Here is a 23,610-nt window from a genome sequence, read left to right on the forward strand (position 1 = left end):
TGTTCGAGGGCCGGACCGGGGTGGCGTGGCCTCAGTAGACGCTGACCCCGTACGCGCTGAGCGCCTCGGTGACCGGCTGGAAGAAGGTCGTACCGCCGGAGGAGCAGTTGCCGCTGCCGCCCGAGGTCAGACCGATCGCCCTGGAGCCGGAGTAGAGGGGACCGCCGGAGTCGCCGGGCTCCGCACAGACGTTGGTCTGGATCATGCCGTAGACGATGTCTCCGCCGCCGTAGTTGACCGTGGCGTTGAGACCCGTGACGGTGCCGCTGTGGATGCCTGTGGTGGAGCCCCGGCGGGTGACCGACATGCCCACCGTGGCGTTGGCCGCGCTGGTGATGTCGACGCTGCCGACCGTGCCCGGGTGGGCGAGCGAGGTGTTGTCGTAGCGCACGATGCCGTAGTCGTTGGTCGGGAAGCTGGATCCGACCGTCGGGCCGATGCTGGTCGAGTTGGAGGAGTTGGTGTACCAGGGCGGGTTGCCGTCGGTGCAGTGACCGGCGGTCAGGAAGTAGTAGGTGCTGCCGCTGCGGACGTTGAAGCCGAGGGAACAGCGCCAGCCGGGGGCGTAGATGGCGTCGCCGCCGGCGAGCAGCTTGCTGAACTTTCCGGAGGTGCGCTCGATCCGCAGGGCGCCGGCGTTGGCTCCGGCGGACTGCTTGATCTGCTTGATCTCGGCCTGCGAGACCGTGCTGTCCGCGGTGACCACGAGGGTGCCGGTCGCCGGGTCGACACGCCAGGCGGTACCCGCCACATCGGCGCCGAGCACGGCGTCGCTCGCGTCGGAGAGCTGGTTGGCACTGAAGGTCGTCGTGGGGGTGGCCTGGGCGCTGGGGACGGCGAGTGCGGCGACGGCGACGAGACCTGCGGCGATGGCGACCGCTCTGGTGCGCTTCGCGGTGCCGCTGAGGGGGGTGGTGCGCTTGATCCTCACTTGTCATTCCTCCCGAGGGAAGTCGGGGGTCCGCCTGTGGGGTGGTCGGACCCGTGAGGCGCAGTCGTTCGCACGGCATGCCCGGCGGTGCGGGAATGCCGTGTTCCTGACAAGCGCTGCTCGGGAGTATTCAAGGCGTCAACTTCTGGCGCAAGAGGGCCCCTGGCCCGAACCTTTCCCGCAACACGGAGCTGCCCCGGCAGCGCGCGGGCTGCCGGGGCCTTTGTCTCGGGGCAATATGACGGCGCGTCAGCCGTCGACGCGGTTGCGCTCCCCCGCCTCGACGGCGACGGGAAGGGTGTTGCCCGGCGGCGGGAAGGGACAGATGAAGTGATCCGCGAAGGCGCAGGGCGGCAGCAGCGCACGGTTGAGGTCGACCGTCACGCTGCCGTCCTCGGACGGGGCCGAGGGCCGCAGGAACCGGAAGCGGTAGCTGCTGTTCCCACTGGTGGCATCTGCGAAGACCGCCCAGAGCGAGCCGTCGGGCTCGACCGCGGCCTGGAGGGTGTGCTCGGTGCCGTCCACCTCGAAGGCGATCTCGCCGCCGAGGCCGAGCCCGCGCTCGACACCGTCGGCGTTCTCGACCCGGACCGTACGGGCGGTGTCGTACGGGCGGAAGGTGCCCGGCAGCACCCAGCGGGCGTCGTACGGCGTGGCCTCTATCGTCCCGAAGGCGCGCCGCGCCGCGGACGCGGGGTCGAAGTCCCGTACCGCCCAGAGCCCTTCGCGGCTCAGTACGACCAGCCGCCGCTCGCCGTGCGCGACGCGGGACCCGTCGATCGGGCCGCGGTCGGCGGTGAGCCGGACCTCGCCGGTGAACGGCTTGCCGTCGACGGTCAGACCGTCCGCTTCGACGGCGCTGAGCACCAGCTCCTCACCGTCCTCCCGCCACTGCCCGGGCACCCCCGGAAGGCTGCCTTCCAGATGGTCGGAGAGCCAGTGGGTGCCGGTGAGGGAGAGCGGTCCGTACGGAGCGGAGACCGTGACGGTGCGCTCCTCGTGCCAGTGGTTCCAGTCCTGTGCCGCCTGCCCCGGACCGTGCGGCTGCTGTGCGTCCGTGCTCATGCGATCAACCTTTCCATACCGGCTCGGCGAGCCCGAGATGCGACCGCAGTGTGGGACCGGTGTATTCGGAGCGGAACACACCGCGCTCCTGGAGGAGCGGGACGACCCGGTCGACGAAGCCGTCCAGGCCGCCCGGGGTGAGATGCGGTACGAGAATGAATCCGTCGGCGGCGTCGGCGGCCACGAACTCCGTCAGCCGCGCCGCGACCGTCTGCGGGCTGCCGATGAAGGACTGCCGCCCGGTCGTCTCGATGACGGTCTGCCGGATCGAGAGCCCCTTCTCCTGGGCCAGCGCACGCCAGCGGGCCGCGACGGCAAGGGGGTCGCCGTGCCTGACCCGGCCCTGGACCAGCGCGGACTCGGGGTCCGGGTCGATCCCGGGCAGCGGTCCGTCGGGGTCGTAGGAGGAGAGGTCACGGCCCCAGACCTGTTCCAGGGCCAGCAGCGCGTTCTGCGGGGAGACCTGCTGGAGGCGGATCTCGGCCACCCTCTCCTGGGCCTCGGCATCGTTGTCGCCGAGGACGAAGGTGACCCCGGGCATGATCTTCAGCTCGCCGGGTTGCCTGCCGTACTTCGCCAGCCGCGCCTTGACGTCTGCGTAGAAGGTGCGGCCGGCCTCCAGGGTGCCGTGCCGGGTGAAGATGACATCGGCGGCGGACGCGGCGAACTCGCGGCCCTCCGGGGAGTCCCCGGCCTGGATCACGATCGGGTGGCCCTGCGGGGAGCGCGGGACGGTGAACTCGCCCTCGATGGTGAAGTGCTGACCCTGGTGACAAAACGGGCGCGGGGTGCCGTCGGGGGTCCAGGTGTCCCACAGCTCGCGGGCGGTGGCGACGAACTCGGCGGCCCGGGTGTACCGGTCGGCCCGGTCGAGGTAGCCGCCGCGCCGGAAGTTCTCCCCGGTGAAGGCGTCCGAGGAGGTGACGACGTTCCAGGCGGCCCGGCCGCCGCTGAGGTGGTCGAGGGTGGCGAGGCGGCGGGCCAGTTCGTACGGCTCGTTGAAGGTGGCGTTGACGGTGGCTGCGAGGCCCAGCCGGTCGGTGACGGTCGCCAGCGCGGCCAGCACGGTGAGGGATTCGGGGCGGCCGACCACGTCCAGGTCGTGGATCAGGCCGTTGTGCTCGCGCAGCCGCAGCCCCTCGGCCAGGAAGAGGAAGTCGAACCTGCCGCGCTCCGCCGTGCGGGCCAGGTGCTCGAAGGAGGAGAAGTCGATCTGGCTCCTGGAGCGGGGGTCCGCCCAGACGGTGGTGTTGTTCACACCCGGGAAGTGGGCGGCGAGATGCATCTGCCTCGTCGCGCTGCTCATGTTCGTCCCCCTTGGAGGGCGTACCGGTTGGCGGGGCGGGCCAGCCCGAGGTGCTCGCGCAGGGTGCCCCCGGGATAGAAGGTGCGGAAGAGGCTGCGGTGCTGGAGCAGGGCCACGGTGCCGTTGACGATCTGTTCGAGGTCGCGCCCCGGGGTGATGGGCGTGAGGTGGAAGCCGTCCGCCGCTCCGCCGCGGTGCCACCGGGTGATCAGTTCGGCGAGGTCGACCGGGCCGCCCCGGTAGCAGGAGCCCCCGGCGGCGAGCGGGGGTCCGCTCGCCAGTCCGGGCTCCGGGGCGGTCTCCGCGTCGCCGATGTCGACGGTGAGCGCGACCAGGACCCGCAGGGTGTCGGGGTCGCGGCCGTATGCGGCGGCGCAGATCGGTGCGGATCGTGGCAGCCCGCTCGGGGGTGGTGGCCCGTACGAGGACGACATCGGCGTGGCGGGCCGCGGCCCGTCCGGCCGGGCCGGCCGTGCCGTCGACGACGGTGACCGGGTGTCCCTGCGGGGGCCGGGGCACGATGGCCGGGCCGCGGACGGTGACGGAGGCGCCCTCGAAGTCGACGTAGTGCAGCTTGTCGCGGTCGATGAAGCGTCCGGTGGCGGCGTCGCGGATCTCGGCGTCGTCCTCCCAGCTGTCCCAGAGCCGGGCGCTCACATCGGCAACCTCACCGGCCTCGCGCCACAGGGCTTCGGCGGGCACTGCCGGGCGCCGGCCGAAGAGCCGGGCCTCGGCCTCGGTCGTGGACACATCGACGTGCCAGCCCGCCCGGCCGCGGCTCACCCAGTCCAGGGTGGCCACGGCGGACGACACATGGAACGGCTCGGTGTGGGTGGTGGTCACGGTCGGCACCAGACCGATCCGGTCGGTGGCGGGCGCGACCCGGGAGAGCACGGCGAGCGCGTCGAGTCCGGGTCTGGTGAAGGAGTCGCCGAGGGTGACGAAGTCGAGGGCGCCGCGCTCGGCGAGCCGGGCGAGACCGATGTAGTGCTCGGGGTCGTAGCGGGGCGGACCTCCGATCTCGGCGGCCAGGTGAAGTGGTGCGGTTGTGGACATCGGTCTTGCCTCTCGGGGCTCAGTTCTCGGTCTTGGGCAGGCCGGGCGGGTTGATCTCGGACTTCGTGACGGCCTCACCCGAGAGCCCCCAGCGCTTCAGCACCTTGGCGTAGGAGCCGTCCTGCACGATGTGGTCGACGGCGGCGGCGTACGCCTCGACAAGGCCGCTGCCCTTCTTCGTGGTGACGGCGATCTTGCCCTGGAGCCCGTCGCCCGCGCCCGACAGCGTGCCGACGATCTCGGACTGGCCGGCCGATGCGACGTGGTAGTTGGCGGACGGGCTGGGGCCGAGGTAGGCGTCGATCCGGCCGGACTGGAGGGCCAGGTAGTAGTCGGTGTCCTTCTGGAAGTACTTGATGTCCACCGGCTTGCGCCCGGCCTCGACGTTCTGCTCGCTCCAGTCGACGAGGATCTTCTCCTGGTTGGTCCCGGATGCCACGGAGATCGTCTTCCCCGCCACGTCCTTCGGCTCCTTCACCTTCCAGCCGGAGCCCTTCTTGGCCTCGAAGGCGATGTTGTCGAGCCGGTAGGTCGCGAAGTCGTACTTCTCCTTGCGCTCCTCGGTGACCGTGACGTTCGAGAGCACACCGTCGAACTTGGAGCTGTCGAGGCCGACGAAGAGGTTCTCCCAGGAGACCTCCTCGAACTGCGGTTTCAGACCGAGCGTGTCGGCGATCAGGGTCGCTATGTCGATCTCGGAGCCGATCCGGGTCTTGTCGTCGGTCGCGTAGAAGCCCAGCGGCGGCGAGGCGTCGGCGCTCGCGCCCAGCCGCAGCGTGCCGCGCTCACGGATGGCCGCGGGCACCTTCGCCGCGATGGCGTCGACCTTCGTGCCTCTGATCCGGTGCTGGTCGGGGCCGATGTTGATACCCGTGTCCTGCTGCCCCTTCGGCTTCACCTCGGTGGTGGCGGTGTCACCGCTGCCGCAGGCCGTGAGAAGTCCTGCGGCGGTGAGGGTGGCGAGCGCGACGGAAAGGGTGCGATGGGTGGACACGTGTGTACTCCTCGAAGAGAACATGGGTGGGATCACAGGACCTTGGAGAGGAAGGCGCGGGTGCGCTCGTGCTTCGGGTCGTCGAGTACGTCGCCGGGAGCGCCCTGCTCGACGATCCGCCCCTCGTCCATGAAGACGACGGTGTCGGCGACCTCGCGGGCGAAGCCGATCTCGTGTGTGACGACGATCATCGTGGTGCCCTGGAGCGCCAGGTCCTTGATGACGTCGAGTACCTCGCCGACCAGCTCGGGGTCGAGCGCCGAGGTCGGCTCGTCGAAGAGCAGCAGCTTCGGTTCGAGGGCCAGGGCCCGGGCGATGGCGACGCGCTGCTGCTGCCCGCCGGAGAGCTGCCTGGGGTACGCCCCCGCCTTGTCGGCGAGGCCGACCCGGGCCAGGAGCTTCTCCGCGGCGGCGACGGCTTCCTTCTTCGGGCGGCCGAGGGCGGCGACCGGGGCCTCGATGATGTTCTCCAGCACGGTCAGGTGCGGGAAGAGATTGAAGTTCTGGAAGACGAAGCCGATCCGGGTGCGCTGGCGCAGGACCTCGCGCTCGCGGAGCTCGTACAGCTTGTTGCCGTCCCTGCGGTAGCCGACCAGGGTGCCGTCGACGCTGATCCAGCCGTTGTCCACCTTCTCCAGGTGGTTGATGGTGCGCAGGAGCGTGGACTTGCCGGAGCCGGACGGGCCGAGGACGACGGTCACCTCTCCGGTGCGCACGGACAGGTCGATGCCGCGCAGCACTTCGAGGCTGCCGAAGCTCTTGTGGACGGAGCGGATCTCGACCATGGCGTCCGTGGATCCGGTGGTGTCGGTGGTGTCGGTGGTGCTCATCGCGCGGCCCCCTTGGCGTAGTGACGTTCGACGTAGTGCTGGAGGACGGAGAGCACGGTGGTCAGGAGGATGTACCAGACGGTGGCGACCATCAGCAGGGGCACGACCCTGCCGTTGCGTCCGTAGACGACCTGGACCTGGTAGAAGAGTTCGCCGATCGCCATCACGGACACGATCGAGGTGCCCTTGAAGAGCGAGATGATCTCGTTGGCGGCGTTCGGCAGGATGGAGCGCATCGCCTGCGGGAGCACGATCCGCCGCAGCTGCCGGTGCCGGGGGATGCCGAGGGCGGCCGCGGCCTCCAACTGGCCGCTGTCCACGGCCAGCACACCGCCGCGGACGATCTCCGCCGCGTAGGCGGCCTGGTGCAGCGCCAGTCCGAGGACGGCGGCGCTCATCGCGCTGACCAGGTTCATCGTGTCGAAGGAGAAGAAGCCGGGCCCGAACGGGATGCCGAACTGCAACTCCTTGTAGAGATAGGCGAGGTTGAACCAGAAGAGCAGCTGGACGATGAGCGGGATGGAGCGGAACGCCCAGATGTACGCGTAGGCGACCGCGCTGAGGAACGGGCTGGCCGACAGACGCATGAAGGCGAGCACGATGCCGAGCGCGAAGCCGAGGACCGTGCCGTAGAAGGTCAGCTGGAGGGTGACCCAGACGGCCTTGAGGATGGTCTCGGCGGTGAAGAACTGGGCGAAGACGTCCCACTCCCAGCCGGGGTTGGTGACCAGGCCGTGCAGGAACTGGGCGAGTACGACGACGGTGGCGGCGACGGCGACCCAGCGCCACGGGTGGCGTACGGGGACGACGGTGAGCGTGTCGTGGTCGGCGGCGGGCGCGTCGGTCTGTGGTCCTGTCGCCTTGCCGATGGGTGGATCGCTGGTGAGGGACATGAGGGGTCCTTGAGCCGCGGGTGTACGGGAGTGGGACGGGGCTGTGCGTGGTGGAGCCGGGGTCAGGCGCCCGGTGCCCGACCGGTCGATCGGGGCCGGACGGGCGCCGGGGGGCCGTCGGTACAGGCGAGGTCCCTCAGGAAGGTGAGCGCCGTGCGTGCGGTGGCGTCGTTCTGCCGGAAGGCCGGGCCGCCGGTGCGCGGCCGGGTGAAGGCTCCGCCGGCGCGCGCGGTGGTGAACGGGCCGAGCGCGAAGCGGCGCGGGTGCGCACGGCCGTCGCGGCCCAGGATGCGGCCTTCGCCGGGGTCGACCGAGAGCAGTCCGGTGTCGGTGGCGGCGGCCCCGTCCTCGTACAGCTCCTGGAGCAGCGGGCTGCGGGTGCGTTCCAGCGAGGGGTCCGGCAGCCTGGCCTCGACCAGTGCGCGGGCCGCTATCCGCTCCCCCGGCACGGTGGCGCTGCCGGCCAGGAAGACGCCCTGGTGTTCATCGGTCTCGACAGTCATACCGGCGCCGAGGAAGCGGACGACGCCGGCCCGGGAGAGCGCGAGGAGCTGGTGCAGCCGGGGCCCCGGCGGGCCGGAGGCGAGGTAGCTGAAGAAGCCGTGCCACCAGCCGCCGATGTCGCCGAGCCGGATCAACTGCCCGTAGACGGACAGCAGTCCGAGGAAGACGGCCAGGTCCTGGCTGTGCGCGGGGTCGTGCCGGCGTTCCAGGTCGGCGGTGATGTAGTCGCGCAGCCCCTCCTGCAGTGCGTCGTACGAGGGGTGGCGCACCCCGTCGAGGGGGTGGTCGAGCGCGTCGAGATCGAGCCGGTCGGCGGGGTCGGGGACGGCGGCCGACACGAGGGCGCGCAGCTCGGGTCCTGCCGGGTCGGCGGCGGTGTACTTCGCCTCGAATCCGGCCCAGTCGCCCGTGGTGCGCTCGGGATGGGCGGTGAAGAGCCGGTGGTAGTGGGCGTAGCCGAGCTCCTTGTCGACATATGGCCATACATCGCGCCGGAAGTCGACCGGCCCGTCCGCCTTCAGCAGCACCTCGGCCCGGTCCGGGCCGAGGAAGCGCGGCAGCGGCGGCCGTTCGCCCTGCCAGCCGTAGCCGATCTTGGAGTGGTACGGGACGCCCCGGCGCGATCCGACGTGGAGCACGGGCTCCCTGCCGGACGGCACGTACTCGCCGTTCTCGTACCGTCCGCCCCTGCCCTCGGTGAGCAGCACCATCAGATCGATGAAGGCGAGTCCGAAGCCCCGGACTATGACGGGTTCGCCCGCGGGCAGCTCGGTCAGATCGGTGTCGGCGGTGAAGTCGGGCGGCAGGTGGACGAGCCCGTGCCGGTCCGCGAAGTCCGCCAACTCAATCTGTTCGGGCTCTGGTTCGGCGTCGAGGTGGCCGATGGTGACGGCGACGAGATCGGCGAGGACCGGCTTGTCACTCCCCTCCAGCCAGACACGCTGACGGCCTTCGCGCGGTCCGGTGACGCGCACGGCCCTGCCCCGGTGCCAGTGGACGGTGATGCCGTCCGGGAGTGCGGCCACGGCCTGCTCGTACACCCAGCGCAGATAGACGCTCTGCAGTCGCCTGCTCGGGAAGTCACTTCCTTCCAACGCCTTTATCTCGGCGAGGAGTTCGGGCTCGACACCGGACTCGTCCGGGAGTGCCACGCGCCCGTCGCGGATGTCCGCCGCCCAGGTGTGGAGCGCGGGCCCCGGACGTATCGGGCCCTCCTGCCGGACCGTGTCGTCGGTGAACATGGTGACGTCCTCGGCCATGGAGTTCATCCAGAGCAGCGGCGACTGGTCGTGCCGCCAGATCCGTCCGCCGCCCGGCGGGTAGGGGTCGACGAGGTGGATGTCCAGCGGGCGGCCCTCGTACAGGCCGGGGGCGTTGGCGGCGATGCGCTCGATCAGGCCGGTGCCGCGCGGTCCCGCGCCGATGACGACGAGCACCGGTGCCCGGCTCATCGGGTGCCCGCCGTGCCGCGCGCGTAGTGCCGCTCGATGTAGTGCTGGCCGATGCTGAGCAGTGAGGTGACGACGGCGTACCAGATGGTGGCGACCAGCAGCAGCGGGATGACCTGGTAGGTGCGGTGGTACACGAGCTGCACCGAGTACAGCAGGTCCTGCACGGCGATGATGCTGACGATCGAGGTGCCCTTGAGTGTGCCGATGAGCATGTTCCCGGCGGGCGGCACGATGGAGCGCATGGCCTGCGGCAGCACGATCCGGTGGAACCGGCGCCAGGGTCCGAGGCCGAGCGACTGGGCGGCCTCGATCTGTCCGCGTTCGACGGAGAGGATGCCGCCGCGCACGACTTCGGCGGCGTACGCGGCCTCGTGCAGGGTGAGCCCGATGACGGCGACCGTGACGGGACCGAGGAGGTTCACCGTACGGACGCCGAGGATCTCCGGGTAGAGCGCGCCGATGTTGAACCAGAACAGCAGCTGGACCAGGATCGGGGTGGATCTGAAGAGCCAGACGTATCCCCAACTGACCGCCTGCAGAACGTGGTTGGCGGACAGTCTGAGGACGGCGAGCAGGGTGCCGAGGGCGAAGCCGAGGGCCATCACCAGCGCCGTGAGCCAGAGGGTGAGACCGAGGCCGCGCAGGACCGCGGTGGTGGTGAAGTAGTCGGCGACGACGTCCCATTGGAAGGCTTCGTTGCGTATGACGGAGTTCAGCGCCAGGACGAGGAGCGCCAGGACGGCAACGGCAGCCGCCCACTGCCCTGTCCGGCGTACGGGGACGATACGGAGCCGGTCGGCATCGTTGCTCTTCGAGAGCGGGGCTTGAGGAGACGGAGGGAGAGTGTCTGTCTGCGCGGACATGCGAAGGCTCCGTGGATGCAGAGATCGAACACGGGGCGTGCCTTCAGCAGAAACACAACGTGGACCGGGCCCCTCAGCGCCGGTCCGCTTCCGAGGAAAGCGCTGTTCACCGCATGTTGTCAAGCTTGTCCACACTGTGAGTCGTACATCTCGGATCAGTTGACGGACCACTCGATGCCTGTTCCACTTGGGCCATGTATTCGCAGCAGTGGCTGGTCAAGCGCTCCCACATCGACTTCGGTCGCGTGTGGTCCGCATCCTGTTGAGCTGACCCCCTGCTTTTCCTCGCGTCTTCGCCTCGCGCCATATGCGGCGCCTGAGCACTGTTCCCCGCGTGTCTTCGCGTTCACAACATCGCTTCACCCTCCCCTCGCTCCGTCGTTTTCCCTCGCCTTTCCCTCACCACGGCCGTGGTGCAGCTGCGCGCTGCCCTGCTGCCGCGCCTTCGCGCCCTTTCACGGCCGACGACCCTGGAGAACCACACCTCATGCCCCGCACCCGGCACTCCGCCGCCTTCGCGCTGATCACCGTCGCCGCTCTCGCCCTCACCGCGTGCGGGTCCGGCGATCCGGCGGCCGCACCGGCCGGCGCCGCCGGGACCGCGGCCGCCAAGGGGAAGGTCCCGACGACCGATGTCGTGTCGTCGGTGCACAAGGACGAGGCCGCCGCGAAGCTGCTGCCCGCCGGTGTCCGCACCTCCGGCACCTTCACCATCGCCTCCAGCATCGGCAATCCGCCCGGCGCCACCTACCTGGAGGACGGGAGGACGGTGGCCGGTACGGACATCGACTTCGCGGATGCGGTGGCGAGAAAGCTCGGGCTGAAGCTCAGGCGCGAGGTGGCCTCCTTCGAGGCGATCCTGCCGGCGCTGGGCAGCGGGAAGTACGACGTGGGCACCGGGAACTTCGGGGTGACCGAGGAGCGCCGCGAGACGATCGACTTCGTCACGTACATCAACGACGGCCAGGGCTTCGCGGTCCGCGACGACAGCAAGCTGACGAAGGTCACCGATCTCACCCAGCTCTGCGGCCTGACCGTGGGCACCGGCGCGGGCACCACCTTCGAGGTGACGCTGGAGGAGAACCGGCACCTGTGCACCGACGCGGGCAAGAAGCCGTACGAGGTGAAGACCTACAGCGACCAGGGCGCGATCTGGGGTTCGCTCCAGCAGGGCCGCAGCGATGTGGTGATGTCGACCATCAACGGGCTGCGGTACGCCGTGGAGCAGCAGGAGGGCGTGCGCTTCCTCAATGAGTTCAAGCGCCTGGACGTCGGCTTCGCCTTCAAGAAGGGCACCCCGCTGGCGCCCGCTTTCCAGGCCGCGGTGAACAGCCTCAAGGCGGACGGCACCTACGACCGGATCCTGAAGAAGTGGGGCATCGGCGCGTCGGCGATCGAGACCTCGCAGATCTCGCCGCCCGAGATCAAGTGATCCGGGCAGCGCCCCGGAGCCCGGCCCGGCGGCTCAGCAACTGCAGTCGCATCCGCAGTCGCAGCAGTCGCACGACTCGCAGCAGTCCCCGCAGTTGCTGCAGCAGTCACACGCCTCGCAGCAGTCGCCGCAGTCGCACTGGCTGCACAGTCCCTCGCGGCGCTGATGGCTCCACGGGTCGTTGAAGGTGCCGCAGCACATCTGGCAGGTGCAGGCCAGCCCCGCCCACACCAGACAGCCCGCGATCAGACCGCGCCGGTCGCGCGGGGGCTCGGGCGGGGGCTGCGGCGGGCCGAACGGGCTGCCGGGGCTCGGCGCGTAGGGATTACCGGGCGGCGGCCCGAATGAGCCGGTCTGCCGCACTCCTGACGGAGGGGCAGCTCCGTCGAGGACGACGCCGCCGCCCGCCTGGTGCGAGCACGCCGTGGTGCCGAACGCCCGGTCCACCGACTGCCGCAGTTCGTGCACCAGCAGCACATGGGTCAGCTTGTCGTCGGTGAATTCCGCGTCGCGCAGCGCCAGCCGTACGCCGCGCAGCGCGTCGTCGCAGAGCCGTCGGGCCTCGGCCCGCGAAGTGCCGGTCGCGGTGAGCGGGTTCCAGGCACCCGACGCGGCGTCAGCCTCCTGGTCCTCCACGGCGTCCAGCAGATGCGCCAGGCGTCCGAAGAGGCGGCCCGCCTCGGCCAGCGGCTCCGCGTTGTGCGCCCTGCCCGCGAGTACCGCGGTGTGGGCGAAGGCGGCGGCGGTGGCGGTCTCGGTGGGCTCGGTGACCGTGAGCAGCGGGGTGCCGGGCCCGGCGAGCAGTTCGATGCCGGTCTGCCGGTCGACGGCGTCGACGAGCAGTGCCGTGTCGAAGCCTAGCTGTGCGCCGGTGCGGGCGCCCGCACGGTCCCACCCCGCGGCGACCCGGCGTGCCGCGGCGGCGACCGGGCGGCGCCTCAACAGGCCGTCCCGGTCGGCGACGTGGTCGCGCACCTTCGCCGATGCCAGCACCAGGGAGACGGCGGCGGCCAGCCTGGCTCCCTCGCCGCGGGCGACCGGGGCGGTGCGCATGGCCCGTAGCGGGCAGGGCCCCGCGGTGCGTCGCCATCCGGTGGTGCGCTCGGCCTGAGCCTCCGTCAGGACCGAGACGATCAGGCCGTCATAGTTCGTGACGATCCGGGCGAACTGCCCGTGGTCGGAGCGGAGTGCGAGGCAGAGCCCGCAGAGATGGGCCATCCACTCGGTCCTGAGCCCTTCGGACAACCGGTGGGCGCAGGGCCTGACTATTCCGAACACGACGATCCCCCGAGAGTCGTTCACCTGTGTGCCGCGCTCGTGCGCATGCTCGGGGCGCATCGTATCGAGCGTCCCGTTCACCCGTACGTCCCCCATGTCACCCGTACGGACTGGTCGATCGTATTTTCTTTCTTTCACGCCCCTGATGCAGGAGGAACCTTGACGAATCGCCACATCTTCTGCACCAGTACCGTCACGAATCCCCTGCGCGCCGACTATCCACTTGGCGCACGATCCGCATCATGGACGACCATAGGGATACGAAAGAGATGTGGAACACCACGGAACCGCGTTGAGAGGAGGCGTCCATGGGATCGGTGCGCAAGGCGAGTGCCTGGCTGGGCCTCGTAGAGGACAACGACGAGCGGTACTACGACGACGACGAGTACGCCGGTGGTGCACAGACCGGGACGGGGCAGGCCTGGGTGACCGACCCCCGGGTGCAGGTGGCCTCCGAGGCCGCCGAGGAGACGGGCCGCCGGATCGCCACCGTCACCCCGGACAGCTTCCGGGACGCGCGGGCCATCGGCGAGCTCTTCCGGGACGGCGTCCCGGTGATCGTCAATCTCACGACCATGGACCCCACCGACGCCAAGCGCGTCGTGGACTTCGCCGCGGGGCTGACCTTCGGGCTGCGCGGCTCGATCGAGCGGGTGGCCACCCGGGTCTTCCTGCTGACCCCGGCCGACACCCAGGTGGTCAGCGGCGAAGCCGCCGGCCGGCGGGCCGACGGCTTCTTCAACCAGAGCTGAGCAGGGCGCTCGCCGGACCGGTCTACCGGAACGCGTCGAGACCGGTGAGCGCCTTGCCCAGCACCAGCTGGTGCATCTCCACGGTTCCTTCGTAGGTGAGCACCGACTCCAGATTCGTCGCATGGCGCATCACCGGGTACTCCAGCGAGATCCCGTTGGCGCCGAGGATCGTGCGCGAGGTACGGCAGATCTCGATCGCCTCCCGCACATTGTTGAGCTTTCCGAAACTGACCTGTTCCGGACGGAGCCTGCCCGCGTCCATCCGCCGGCCCAGATGGTGGGCGAGCAGGATGCCCTTGTGCAGTTCCACGGCCATGTCCGCGAGCTTGGCCTGGGTGAGCTGGAAACCACCGATCGGCCTGCCGAACTGCTCCCGGGTCCTCGCGTAGTCGAGGGCCGACTCGAAGCTGGCGCGCGCCGCGCCCATGGCTCCCCAGACGATGCCGTAGCGGGCATGGCCGAGACAGCTCAGCGGGCCGCGCAGACCGGTGACCCCGGGGAGTACGGCATCGGCCGGCAGCCGCACCCCGTCCAGGACCAGCTCGCTGGTGACCGAGGCGCGCAGGGACCACTTGTGCTTGATCTCGGGCGCCGAGAAGCCCGGGGCGTCGGTCGGCACGACGAAGCCCCGGATGCCGCTGCCGCCGTCGCCCTCGTCGGTCTGCGCCCAGACGACGGCGACCCCGGCGACCGAGCCGTTGGTGATCCACATCTTGCGGCCGGTGAGCACCCAGTCCTCGCCGTCGCGCTTGGCGTACGTCCGCATCCCGGCCGGGTCGGAGCCGTGGTCCGGCTCGGTGAGGCCGAAGCAGCCGATGATCTCGCCGGCCGCCATGCCCGGCAGCCACTGCCGGCGCTGCTCCTCGGAGCCGAAGCGGTGGATGGCGTACATGGCGAGCGACCCCTGTACGGAGACGAGGGAGCGGATTCCCGAGTCCGCCGCTTCGAGTTCCAGGCAGGCCAGTCCGTACTGGACGGCGGTGGCGCCCGCGCAGCCGTATCCCTGCAGGGACATGCCGAGGGCGCCGAGCGAACCGAGCTCGCGGGCCAGTTCGCGGATGCCGGGCAGTTCGCCGTTCTCGTACCACTCGGCGATGTGCGGCAGGACGCGGTCGGCGGCCCAGTCGCGGACGGTGTCGCGGATGGCGAGGTCCTCGGCGCTGAGCAGATCGTCGATGCCGATCGGGTCGGCGGGGTCGAAGGGCGGGAGCTTCGAGGACGCGGTGGTGGACGACATGAGGGTGCCTCCGGCGGCTCGCACGATACTGAGAGGGCCCGGCCCTCTGAAACTAGCAGTGTTAGTTATGGCGTCGTGCCGACGTTACGGCTCAGTGTCCCGCTCGTCCAGAGCCGGTGGCCTCGGCGGGTCGGCGCCGGGCGGGCAGCGGGTGCGGCCGCTGCGCACGGCCCGCGGCGGGGACCTCTTGGAACGGGCCGGGCTCCCGGGCGCCGTCGGGCTCCCGGCATTCGCGGCCGTCCGGAGCCGGGCACTCCATCACGCGCGGCAGCCGCAGCGCGGCGACCGCTCCGGCCAGCAGCAGAGCCGCGCTGACCAGCAGGGTGACATGCAGCCCGTTGATGAAGGAATGACGGGCCGTGGAGCGCAGCACCTCGCCCAGCGGTCCGCCCAGCCGGTCCGCCACCTGGTAGGCCTCGCCCAGCGAATGGGCGGCGGCCGCACCGTCCCCGGCGGGCACGCCCTCCGCGGGAAGCTTCGCCAGTCCGGGGGTGTAGGCGGCGTTCATGACGCTGCCGAGCAGGGCGATCCCCATGCCCGCGCCCAGCTGGTAGGAGGTCTCGCCGATCGCCGCGGCACCGCCCGCCCGGTCGGCCGGGGCCTCGCTGAGCATGGATTCGTACGCCCCGAAGAGCGTGGACTGCAGCCCGAAGCCGAGTGCGACGAAGGCCGCGGTCAGCAGTCCGGGCCGGTCGTGCTGCCCCATCGCGGTCAGGATCAGCACGGAGACGGCCGTGAGCACGAAGCCCCAGCCGACCATCCGGCGCGGCCCGATGCGGCGCAGGGTGTACGAGCCGGTGGCGCCCGCGGCCATGGCCGCGAAGGTGAGCGGCAGCAGCCGCAGACCGGTCTGAAGCGGGCTCAGGCCGAGGACGAGCTGGAGGTACTGCACGGCTATCAGTTCCAGCCCGACAAGGGCCAGCATGGCGAGGACGATGCAGCCCACCGCGGTGGAGAAGGCGGGCCTGGCGAACATCCCGATGTCGATCAGCGGATGCGTACGACGCTTCTGGCGGCGCACGAAGGCTATGAGCAGTACGGCCCCGACCAGCAGCGGGGCCAGTGTGGCCGGGCTCAGCAGTCCCTCGCCGGTGCCTGCCCGCTTCACCCCGAGAACCACGCCGAGCACCCCGGCCGCGGCCATCAGCGCGCCCAGCACATCCCACGGTCCGTCGCTGCTGCCACGCGACTCGGGGAGCAGCAGACGGCCGACCGGCAGGACCAGGGCCATCAGCGGAATGTTGATGAGGAAGACCGAGCCCCACCAGAAGTGCTCGACGAGGAAGCCGCCTATGACGGGTCCGGTGGCGGCGCCGACGGCGGCGACCGCGGTCCAGACGCCGATGGCCACGGCCCTCTCGCGCCGGTCGGGGAAGACCTGCCGGAGGATCGACAGCGTCGCCGGCATGATCATCGCGCCGCCGACCCCGAGCAGGGCGCGCGCCGCTATGAGTACGCCGGGGCTGTCGGCCATCGCGGCTATCGCGGAGGCGACACCGAAGAGGGCGTAGCCGAGGAGCAGGATGCGGCGCCGGCCGACCCGGTCACCGAGGGTGCCGAAGAGGATCAGCAGCGAGGCACAGACGAGCGGATACGCGTCCACGATCCAGAGCAGACCGACGGCACTGGGCCGCAGATCCTCGGTGACGGCGGGGACTGCGACATGGAGCACGGTCGCATCGAGTGCGACGAGCAGCAGACTCAGGCAGAGAACGACCAGGACGACCCATCGATTGGCACCGTCGGCGGCTGCGCGCAGCCGGAATCGGGCTGTGGTCGTCCCGGACATGCATGTACCTCCCAAAAGGTCCCTCGCGCTCGGCAGGCCAGCCGGGGATGCAGCGGTTCGCGGTCCCTCGGGGCCCGGCATCGACGGGCGAGTGAGCCGTCAGCGTACGCGAGTTCGGAGCACCCACACGTGGTCCACCTCATACCTCGGCGGACCGTGGAGTGTGGCGTACGCCACGCCGAGCCGCCGCCCGGGACCCGCCCGGACCCGCGCGCACAGCCTCCGCACCCGGCACAGAAGGTACTCGGCGTGACACCCGGAGCATGCGCCGGGCCCGCCCCGGGAGCGTTCGGTGACCACACGGGCACCGTCCGTCCCGCCGCCCGGGAGGCCGGAGAAATTCATACCGGCACCTCCTGCGCTTTTACGTCCGCACCCAAACACCCTTCCGAAATAAGTGCGAAATCAATAGCGTGGAGACCCGACGATATGCTTCTCCGGGTCACGAATTAAGGACCGGCTGAGACATAGTCCACATCACATCGTCATCACAAAGAGACCTGATCGACCTGTTCGCGCACTAACTCGCTGTAACGTCGATTGGGTGCGTACCGACATCTTTGCCCGGCTGGACCGGGAGCCGGAGCCGCCGAAGATAGAGCCACCGCGGATGAGCCGTCACCGCATCGCTCTCTTCGGCGGGACGTTGGCGTTCTATCTCGCCATCGTCGTTGCCGTGCTGGTCTCTTCCTGGCTGGTGACCCTGGACTGGAAGGTCATGCTCTTCCGGCCCTATCAACAGTGGCCGGAAATCCATGCGTTCCTCGACTACTACATCGTGCTCGGCCAGCGCGGCCCCACAGCCACCATGGTCGCCTGCTGGCTCGGCTGGCGTTCCTGGCGGCAGCAGACACTTCGGCCTCTGCTGACGCTGGGCGCCTCACTGCTGCTGCTCAATGCGACGGTCGGCGCGGTCAAGATCGGCCTGGGGCGGCTCGGCCCGCACTACGCGACCCAGATCGGCTCCGCGGAGCTCTTCGCCGGCGGCGATATATTTCCCTCGGGCCACACCGCCAACGCGGTTGTCACCTGGGGAATCCTCGCCTATCTGGCCACCACTCCGCGGGCCAGGCGCTATCTGTCGGCCGTGTCGGCCATCGTCTCGCTCGGCGTCGGGCTCACCACCGTCTACCTCGGCACGCACTGGCTCAGCGATGTGCTGCTGGGCTGGGCCGCGGGGCTGCTGATCCTGTTGGGCCTGCCGTGGGTCGAGCCGCTGATCACCCGGGCCGAGGCCTGGATCTTCGCCCAGCGCGACAACTTCCGCGGCCGCGCCCGTCCTGTTCCTTCCGTGCCCGTCGCGGCCGGAGGACCCCGGACGGTGCTGGTCCCGCAACAGGACGGCGGCGACGCAGTGGAGGGCCCGGTGCTGGAGCCGGTCGCCGCGGGAGGACACCCGACGGCCACCGCGGTCACCGGCGCCCGCGCGCGTGCACACCCGGCGCCTCCTTCGCACCTGGTGCCCCCCTCGCATCTGGTGCGCTCGGAGCGGACCCCGGTCACCCCGGCCGGCAGCCGCCGCCCGCCGCACGCGGACCGTGCGCCGCGCGGCGGCACCGCCCCGGCCCGTCCGATGACCGGCGGCTGACCGCCCCAGGAGCCGCGGGGCCGGTACGCACAGCCGCTCCCCCGCACAGCGAAGGCCCCGACTCCGGTCGGGGCCTTCGGTCGTGTCCGGGCCCGGTTACGGGCCGCCGAGGTCCTCAGCCCACCCAGCAGCGCGTGACGACGCCGTCGGCGACCTCGAAGTTGATCCGTCCGCTGCGGAACTCCATGGTGATGATCGCACCCGGCGGCAGGGATCTGACGGTGCTCCAGCCACGCCTGCGGGCCCGCTGTTCGGCCGTCTCGACAGCGAGGCCGACATACGCACCGGGTGTGTCCTCGGGCTGGGCGGAAGGATTCGGTAGGGGTGCCATGTCTCTCACCGTAGGCTCCCTCGGACCGCGAAGGAAGCCGGGGCCGGGGGCCGCACGGCATCCCCACATCCCTGGGCCGTCACGCTTGTGTCACAGGATCACGACACGCGTGCCGCTCGGATCACGCCACCCGGACATGCGTCCGAGGATCCGACACACAGTAATCACGCAGGCCGGGAAATGATCATGCGGAAGGCCCGAAAACGAATCGGAATATCCCGTATCGAGCAGCTTGAATTCCCGCGCCGAATAACCTGCGTAAATGAGCAGGCCACCGGGAATTCACGCTTCCTTATGGCAGCCTTATCCTTTGGTCACAAAATCCGCACCACGAGTGCGAGCGGCCGCCCGCTGCCGCCCGTATAGCGGACAACCCGAACCGTCCCCGTATGGGGGGCGCCGATGGAAGCGCTCAGTCCAGGGCCCGCGACAGCCGGTCCCTCGCCGCCCCGATCGCGTCATTGAGCTCGGGCGGTTCGACGACCTCGAAGTCGATGCCCAGCATCATGGCGTGCAGGACCAGCACGTCGAGACTGGCCGCCCCGGTGCGCAGCAGACAACTGTCCGGCCCCTCCGCCTCCAGTACCCCGGAGGCCGGTGAGATCCGTTCGGCCGCGTGCTCGATCCCTGTCCTCAGCCGGATCACCGCGTGCGTCGCGTACACGGTGGTCGAGATCCCCTTCGAGACATAGGCGGCCAGATCCTCGGCCGGTGGTTCGCGGGGGACGAATCCCGGGCCGTGCGGCGGCGTGGGCGTGATGCGGTCCGCGCGGAACGTACGCCAGTCCGCGCGGTCCACGTCCCAGGCGACGAGATACCAGTGGCGCTCGGTGCACACCAGCCGGTGCGGTTCGACGGTCCGGCGCGATACGGAGCCGGAGTGGTCCCGGTACGCGAAGCGCAGCCGCTCGCTGTCCCGGCAGGCTCCGGCCAGTTCGGTGAGGACGTCCGGATCCGCGGTGGAGGCGCCGGAACCGCGGAACAGCGGCACGGTAAAGGTGTTCAGCGCGCTCACCCGGCGCCGGAGCCGGTCCGGCAGCACCTGTTCGAGCTTGGCCAGGGCGCGTACGGAGGTCTCGCCGATGCCCTCGACTCCGTTGCCCGCCGCGGTGCGCAGCCCGACGGCGACGGCGACGGCCTCCTCGTCGTCGAGGAGGAGCGGCGGCAGCCGGGCACCGGCGCCGAGCTGGTATCCGCCGCCGGTGCCGGGGCTGGCGTGGACCGGGTAGCCCAGTTCGCGCAGCTTGTCGATGTCACGGCGGACGGTGCGCGGGGTGACCCCGAGCCGTTCGGCGAGGTCGGCGCCCGACCAGTCCCGGTGGGTCTGGAGCAGTGAGAGCAGGCGCAGCAGTCGTGCCGAGGTCTCCAACATGGGGCGAGTCTGCCAGGGGTTGCGGACAGGCCGCGTCCGCAACCCGTGGCGGTGGTCTACCCGGCCTGCGCCGGATCCGGTTCGAGCCGTACGCAGAGGTCGTTGCCGGTCGAGTAGCAGGGGGTGGCGCGGGCGCCCTCCCCTGCGCTGCGGCCCGGGTAGACGAAGCTGTTCCTGCGGTCCCAGACGTCGTCGAGGATGCGGGAGATCCGTACGCCGTCGGTTGGTTTCCCGTCGGCCGACTTCCCATCGGCCTGCATCCCGTCGGCCTGCATCCCGTTGCCCGTCCCGGGGAGCAGCCAGAGTGTCCACAGCTGCTGTCCGGTGACCGGCCCGGCGGCCAGCCGGTCGAACGGGAGCGTGAAGGAGAACGTGCCGCCCTTCCCGGTGACCGGCACCCGGCAGACCCGGTCGGAGGCGCCGGTCAGCCGTGCCTCGACGCGGGCGTCGTCGCCGAGGCGGGCCCCGTACAGCGCGCCCTCGACGGTCATCCCGCCCCGGCCGAAGGTGACCGGCCCGGCCTCGGCGTGCGGTGAGCGGACCCAGCAGCGCACGGCGAGCCGGCCCTCGACGGTCGGGTACGGGATGCGGACCGCGATCCGTCCGGTCTGCGGTGTGCGGTCCATGAGGTGGCGTACGTCCCTGATCCCGGGTTCGACGGCCACCGCACCTTCGTCGTCCGCGCCCGGTTCACGCACATAGACGTCCCAGCGGCCTTCGGCGGGCGCCGCGGTGCCGGGCAGTACCGCGCGCAGCCGTCCCTCGCCGAGCGGGCTCAGGGGCAGCCGTACGGTGTCGCCGTCGCCCGCCCCCTCGGCGCCGCGCAGCCGGAGCAGCAGCTCGGGCGTCTCCCCGTCCGCACGGCCGTCGGGGCCGGGGCCGAGGTCGAAGGTGATCCGGCCGTCGGGGCCCGCGGTGCAGTCGGCCCGCGGTGTGCGTCGCTCTGCGGAGTCGGTCATGCGGGCTTCCCCTTGCGGATGACGTCTGCGGCCTTGTAGCGCAGGGCGTACGCCCCGTCCAGCACGGTGCCGCGGGCACGGTGCAGTGTGGTGCGCAGAGCGCCGTGCGAGCGGTCGCGCGGGGCCCTGGAGGCGAGTTCGGTGAAGAGCCGCTCATGGAGTTCGGCGATCCGCGACGGGTCGAACCGCTGCGAGGCGGCCAGCGCGGCGCGTCCCGCACGGTGGCGTGCCTCGTCGTCACCGATCAGGCCGAGCAGCGCGTCCGCCACCGCCACCGTGTCACCGACCGGCACCAGCCGTCCGTCGGTGCCGTCCTCGATGATCTCGCGGGGGCCGTGCGGGCAGTCGGTGGCGACGACCGGCAGGCCGCAGCGCATCGCCTCGACGATGGTCATGCCGAAGGACTCGCGGTCCGAAGTGACCGCCGCGATCGCCCCCTTGGGCCACTCGGCCTCCAGCGGGCTGACCGAGCCCATCAGGAACACATGGTTGTGCAGGCCGAGTTCACCGATGAGCGCGAGCAGCGCCGGGCGTTCGTTCCCCGTCGCGTCGCCGCCGCCGTAGATGCGCAGCCGCCAGTCCGGGCGTACGGCGACCACATCGGCGAACGCCCGCACGAGCAGGTCGTACCGCTTGACCTTGTGCAGGCGGCCCGCGGCGATCACCCACTTGCCGTTGCCGTCGGCGGGCGCGATCCTCGGCGCGGGCACGCTGTTGGCGATGGCCTCGATCCGTACGCCGGGCAGCTTGAGCCCGGTCCGGTAGGCGCGGGCATCGGCCTCGGTGACGGTGGTGATCGCGTCGAGCAGGGCGTAGCGATGCCCTATCTCACGGCGCAGCCGGTAGCTGTGGCTGTCGAGGGTGAGGTGCTCCTGCCCGATCCGGACCGGGCCGCGCCGGACCTGCCTGCTGATCTGCACATTGAGCCCCGGCCGGGTCCCGACCACGACATCGGCGTCCAGGGAACGCAGATGGTCCGCCACCCGCGCGTCGGTCAGCCTGCTGTACTGCCGGTACCTGCTGTCGCCGCGCGGGAAAACGCTCGCGGGACGGGCGTGTTCGGCCGCGTCGCCGTCGTAGTCCGGGCTCTTCTTCCGCAGGTCGACGAGGTGGCTCAGTCGCACGCCCTCGGGGGCGCCCAGCACGGGGACGTCACGGTGCCGGAAGACGGACACGATCTCGATGTCGTGGTGTCCGGCCAGCGCCCCGGCGAGATTGAACGTCGTACGGATCGTTCCCCCGACTCCGTAGGCGTTGTGGAGCAGGAAAGAAATGTGCATGAAACGCCATATCTCCCGGTTTGACTGGCCATTGGCGAGCGACACTTGCCAGGACGACGAAGACCGGCCGGCGGTTCACTCCGGACATCGGCCAGTTTCAGCCACCTTCACACCCACCCCTTCTCCCGATTTGTCGATGTATCGGTGAACCGGTCCTGGTCGAGTCGACCACACCCCCGCATGGCCGATCCGGAGAAATGGGGAGCAATCGGCACCTCGATTTCCGAGATTCACCCTCTGCGTCGGATGGTTCGATTACGTTCCCTTTCTCGCGTGACCCCGGCCGCGGATCGCCCGTTGTCTTCTTCATGAGCCGGGAACCGCCCGGCGCACGCACCGAGTTCGAGGAGCCACCCGTGCCGCGCATGCTCGACGTCAGCGAGGACGTACGCGCCGAGATCGGCGACGCCGAAGCCGACCGGCTGCTCGTCGGCGACAACGCCCCAGGCAGTTACGACTGCACCTCCTGCCGCACCCCCGGCGACTCCGAACAGGAACGCACCAGCACGGTGCTCTTCGTCGGTGAGGAAACCGCTGTGCTCGCCTTCGCCCACGCGACCTGCATCCCCTCGCAGGTCGTCCAGGTCGCCGAGGAGCAGCTGCAGGGCGCCGTGCGCAGCATCACCGGCAGCGACGCGGTCCACCCCGAGCAGCTGGAGCACCCGGCCGCTCTCAGCCCCGAGCAGGCCGTCCTCGGCATCACCAGCGGTCTCGTCCTGATCGACGACGAGCTCCACCCGGCCCTCGTCGTCGAGCCGACCGGCGCCATCGCCCGCCCGGGCACGGACGGCAGCCGGGGCGACGAATTCCTCCCGCTGCTGCTGGAGCAGGGCTTCCACCCGGTCCACCGAGTGGACCAGCTGCCCCCGGTGCTGCACGGCTGGTCGATCCTGCTCGCCATGGGCCAGCTGCACGCCGTGCTCCAGCCGGGCACCGGCGGCGGCGCCCCGGTCGCCTGGTGGCAGGCGCACGCACCGCTCCAGGTCACCGAGGGCTGGCGGACCGCGGCCAACAAGTCGCAGACCGTGCTCGTCTTCGCGGCCCCGGCGGGGGCGATCGGCCAGCAGCCCCGCGAGGACCTGCTGCGCGACGCTCTGGACAGGGCCGCCGCCGGCGGGCTCCTGGTCGCCGCCGCGATGCCGCTGGCCGGGACCTGATCGTGGCCAGCGGCTCCTCGCACCTGCGGCGAACAGCTATTTCTCCGCCGGGCCCGCATCCGACGGACAGTGGGGTCGTTGGCACATACGTGCACTCATACGACTCCTCCTCCCACCAGCGCCCGAGCCCGATCCCTTCCATGCGTCCCTCGCAGGACCTCTCGGGCGGTCAGTCCCAGACCCCGATCTACGACGCACTGTACTCCGAGTACCGCCGGTCGTTCCGGGCGCTGCCGGGTGATCGTAGCGGCGAGGAGAATCTCGGCTTCGTGGCCTTCGGCAGCCGCGTGCCGCTGAGCGGCCGCTCCGGTTTCTCCGGCCTCTCCACCGGTCTCTCCGTACACAACGGGACCACCGGACACACGAGCGGCCCGAGCACGCACACCAGCGGCCTCGGTTCCTGGCAGCGGGTGGGCCGGCACTCCGGGCGGACCCAGCCCGCGGCGCTGCCCCCGGGATCGCGCGGGGCCTGACCCCGTACGACGGAGCCCCGGACCGTTTCGTATGACGCGAAACGGTCCGGGGCTCCACCATGGGGCCTG

Annotated in this window: 20 protein-coding genes and 1 pseudogene; 5 read left to right on the plus strand and 16 right to left on the minus strand. The window is 70.6% G+C overall.

Annotated features, from left to right (window positions below):
- Positions 1–31 precede the first annotated feature (31 nt).
- The 9 genes and pseudogenes from OG507_RS08395 to OG507_RS08435 form a co-directional block, all read right to left on the minus strand.
- Complete coding sequence (locus OG507_RS08395; RefSeq protein ID WP_327366518.1) at positions 32–931, minus strand: S1 family peptidase; 900 nt, start codon at positions 929–931, stop codon at positions 32–34.
- A 249-nt stretch (positions 932–1,180) separates the two neighbouring features.
- Positions 1,181–1,996 carry a DUF1684 domain-containing protein gene (locus OG507_RS08400; RefSeq protein ID WP_327366519.1) on the minus strand — a complete coding sequence of 272 codons (816 nt, stop codon included), beginning with the start codon at positions 1,994–1,996 and terminating at the stop codon, positions 1,181–1,183.
- A gap of 4 nt (positions 1,997–2,000) precedes the next feature.
- Positions 2,001–3,281, minus strand: a complete 1,281-nt coding sequence (locus OG507_RS08405) for an NtaA/DmoA family FMN-dependent monooxygenase (protein WP_442811090.1) — start codon at positions 3,279–3,281, stop codon at positions 2,001–2,003.
- Positions 3,282–3,298: 17 nt separating this feature from the next.
- Positions 3,299–4,358: pseudogene (locus OG507_RS08410) on the minus strand (LLM class flavin-dependent oxidoreductase).
- A 19-nt stretch (positions 4,359–4,377) separates the two neighbouring features.
- Positions 4,378–5,352: an ABC transporter substrate-binding protein gene (locus OG507_RS08415; RefSeq protein WP_327366521.1), complete on the minus strand. Its 975-nt coding sequence runs from the start codon at positions 5,350–5,352 to the stop codon at positions 4,378–4,380.
- Positions 5,353–5,384: 32 nt separating this feature from the next.
- Positions 5,385–6,137, minus strand: coding sequence for an amino acid ABC transporter ATP-binding protein (locus tag OG507_RS08420; protein ID WP_327371902.1), 753 nt, complete (start codon positions 6,135–6,137; stop codon positions 5,385–5,387).
- 41 nt (positions 6,138–6,178) lie between these two features.
- Positions 6,179–7,075, minus strand: coding sequence for an amino acid ABC transporter permease (locus OG507_RS08425; RefSeq protein WP_327366522.1), 897 nt, complete (start codon positions 7,073–7,075; stop codon positions 6,179–6,181).
- A 62-nt stretch (positions 7,076–7,137) separates the two neighbouring features.
- Positions 7,138–9,030, minus strand: a complete 1,893-nt coding sequence (locus OG507_RS08430; protein ID WP_327366523.1) for an FAD/NAD(P)-binding protein — start codon at positions 9,028–9,030, stop codon at positions 7,138–7,140.
- Positions 9,027–9,893 carry an amino acid ABC transporter permease gene (locus tag OG507_RS08435; protein ID WP_327366524.1) on the minus strand — a complete coding sequence of 289 codons (867 nt, stop codon included), beginning with the start codon at positions 9,891–9,893 and terminating at the stop codon, positions 9,027–9,029. The genes OG507_RS08430 and OG507_RS08435 overlap by 4 nt, the downstream gene beginning before the upstream one ends.
- Positions 9,894–10,380: 487 nt before the next feature.
- Between OG507_RS08435 and OG507_RS08440 the strand changes: the two genes are divergently transcribed.
- Positions 10,381–11,325 carry an ABC transporter substrate-binding protein gene (locus tag OG507_RS08440; protein ID WP_327366525.1) on the plus strand — a complete coding sequence of 315 codons (945 nt, stop codon included), beginning with the start codon at positions 10,381–10,383 and terminating at the stop codon, positions 11,323–11,325.
- A 33-nt stretch (positions 11,326–11,358) separates the two neighbouring features.
- Here OG507_RS08440 and OG507_RS08445 read toward each other — a convergent pair whose 3' ends face one another.
- Complete coding sequence (locus tag OG507_RS08445; protein WP_442811091.1) at positions 11,359–12,603, minus strand: DUF5685 family protein; 1,245 nt, start codon at positions 12,601–12,603, stop codon at positions 11,359–11,361.
- Positions 12,604–12,911: 308 nt separating this feature from the next.
- Between OG507_RS08445 and OG507_RS08450 the strand changes: the two genes are divergently transcribed.
- Entirely contained in the window at positions 12,912–13,355 is a 444-nt protein-coding gene (locus OG507_RS08450; RefSeq protein ID WP_327366527.1) for a cell division protein SepF, read from the plus strand.
- 22 nt (positions 13,356–13,377) lie between these two features.
- On the opposite strand, the gene OG507_RS08455 is transcribed toward OG507_RS08450, so the two are convergent.
- Both OG507_RS08455 and OG507_RS08460 read right to left on the minus strand, forming a co-directional pair.
- The gene (locus tag OG507_RS08455; RefSeq protein ID WP_327366528.1) at positions 13,378–14,592 is read right to left on the minus strand and encodes an acyl-CoA dehydrogenase family protein; all 1,215 of its coding nucleotides are present in this window, start codon (positions 14,590–14,592) and stop codon (positions 13,378–13,380) included.
- Between the two features lie 91 nt (positions 14,593–14,683).
- Positions 14,684–16,381, minus strand: coding sequence for an MFS transporter (locus OG507_RS08460; RefSeq protein ID WP_327366529.1), 1,698 nt, complete (start codon positions 16,379–16,381; stop codon positions 14,684–14,686).
- A 544-nt stretch (positions 16,382–16,925) separates the two neighbouring features.
- Here OG507_RS08460 and OG507_RS08465 point away from each other — a divergent pair.
- On the plus strand, positions 16,926–17,969 hold the full coding sequence (locus OG507_RS08465; RefSeq protein WP_327366530.1) for a phosphatase PAP2 family protein: 1,044 nt from the start codon (positions 16,926–16,928) through the stop codon (positions 17,967–17,969).
- Positions 17,970–18,084: 115 nt separating this feature from the next.
- On the opposite strand, the gene OG507_RS08470 is transcribed toward OG507_RS08465, so the two are convergent.
- From OG507_RS08470 to OG507_RS08485, 4 genes are all read right to left on the minus strand, one after another.
- Positions 18,085–18,300, minus strand: coding sequence for an I78 family peptidase inhibitor (locus OG507_RS08470; protein ID WP_327366531.1), 216 nt, complete (start codon positions 18,298–18,300; stop codon positions 18,085–18,087).
- A 412-nt stretch (positions 18,301–18,712) separates the two neighbouring features.
- Positions 18,713–19,672: a helix-turn-helix transcriptional regulator gene (locus OG507_RS08475; protein WP_327366532.1), complete on the minus strand. Its 960-nt coding sequence runs from the start codon at positions 19,670–19,672 to the stop codon at positions 18,713–18,715.
- Positions 19,673–19,728: 56 nt separating this feature from the next.
- On the minus strand, positions 19,729–20,631 hold the full coding sequence (locus OG507_RS08480; protein ID WP_327366533.1) for a transferase: 903 nt from the start codon (positions 20,629–20,631) through the stop codon (positions 19,729–19,731).
- Entirely contained in the window at positions 20,628–21,911 is a 1,284-nt protein-coding gene (locus OG507_RS08485) for a glycosyltransferase family 4 protein (RefSeq protein ID WP_327366534.1), read from the minus strand. The genes OG507_RS08480 and OG507_RS08485 overlap by 4 nt, the downstream gene beginning before the upstream one ends.
- Before the next feature lie 356 nt (positions 21,912–22,267).
- Between OG507_RS08485 and OG507_RS08490 the strand changes: the two genes are divergently transcribed.
- A complete protein-coding gene (locus tag OG507_RS08490; protein ID WP_327371903.1) occupies positions 22,268–23,068 on the plus strand; it encodes a hypothetical protein in 801 nt (266 codons plus the stop codon).
- Between the two features lie 140 nt (positions 23,069–23,208).
- A complete protein-coding gene (locus OG507_RS08495; protein WP_327366535.1) occupies positions 23,209–23,541 on the plus strand; it encodes a hypothetical protein in 333 nt (110 codons plus the stop codon).
- The last annotated feature ends 69 nt before the right edge of the window (positions 23,542–23,610 follow it).

The organism is Streptomyces sp. NBC_01217 (genome assembly GCF_035994185.1).
Lineage (GTDB): Bacteria > Actinomycetota > Actinomycetes > Streptomycetales > Streptomycetaceae > Streptomyces.

Coding starts and splice junctions, on each gene's coding strand:
- OG507_RS08400 (WP_327366519.1), bottom strand. CDS start 1,996: ATGAGCACGGACGCACAGCAGCCGCACGGTCCGGGGCAGGCGGCACAG.
- OG507_RS08405 (WP_442811090.1), bottom strand. CDS start 3,281: ATGCATCTCGCCGCCCACTTCCCGGGTGTGAACAACACCACCGTCTGG.
- OG507_RS08420 (WP_327371902.1), bottom strand. CDS start 6,137: ATGGTCGAGATCCGCTCCGTCCACAAGAGCTTCGGCAGCCTCGAAGTG.
- OG507_RS08425 (WP_327366522.1), bottom strand. CDS start 7,075: ATGTCCCTCACCAGCGATCCACCCATCGGCAAGGCGACAGGACCACAG.
- OG507_RS08430 (WP_327366523.1), bottom strand. CDS start 9,030: ATGAGCCGGGCACCGGTGCTCGTCGTCATCGGCGCGGGACCGCGCGGC.
- OG507_RS08435 (WP_327366524.1), bottom strand. CDS start 9,893: ATGTCCGCGCAGACAGACACTCTCCCTCCGTCTCCTCAAGCCCCGCTC.
- OG507_RS08440 (WP_327366525.1), top strand. CDS start 10,381: ATGCCCCGCACCCGGCACTCCGCCGCCTTCGCGCTGATCACCGTCGCC.
- OG507_RS08450 (WP_327366527.1), top strand. CDS start 12,912: ATGGGATCGGTGCGCAAGGCGAGTGCCTGGCTGGGCCTCGTAGAGGAC.
- OG507_RS08455 (WP_327366528.1), bottom strand. CDS start 14,592: ATGTCGTCCACCACCGCGTCCTCGAAGCTCCCGCCCTTCGACCCCGCC.
- OG507_RS08460 (WP_327366529.1), bottom strand. CDS start 16,381: ATGTCCGGGACGACCACAGCCCGATTCCGGCTGCGCGCAGCCGCCGAC.
- OG507_RS08470 (WP_327366531.1), bottom strand. CDS start 18,300: ATGGCACCCCTACCGAATCCTTCCGCCCAGCCCGAGGACACACCCGGT.
- OG507_RS08475 (WP_327366532.1), bottom strand. CDS start 19,672: ATGTTGGAGACCTCGGCACGACTGCTGCGCCTGCTCTCACTGCTCCAG.
- OG507_RS08480 (WP_327366533.1), bottom strand. CDS start 20,631: ATGACCGACTCCGCAGAGCGACGCACACCGCGGGCCGACTGCACCGCG.
- OG507_RS08485 (WP_327366534.1), bottom strand. CDS start 21,911: ATGCACATTTCTTTCCTGCTCCACAACGCCTACGGAGTCGGGGGAACG.
- OG507_RS08495 (WP_327366535.1), top strand. CDS start 23,209: ATGCGTCCCTCGCAGGACCTCTCGGGCGGTCAGTCCCAGACCCCGATC.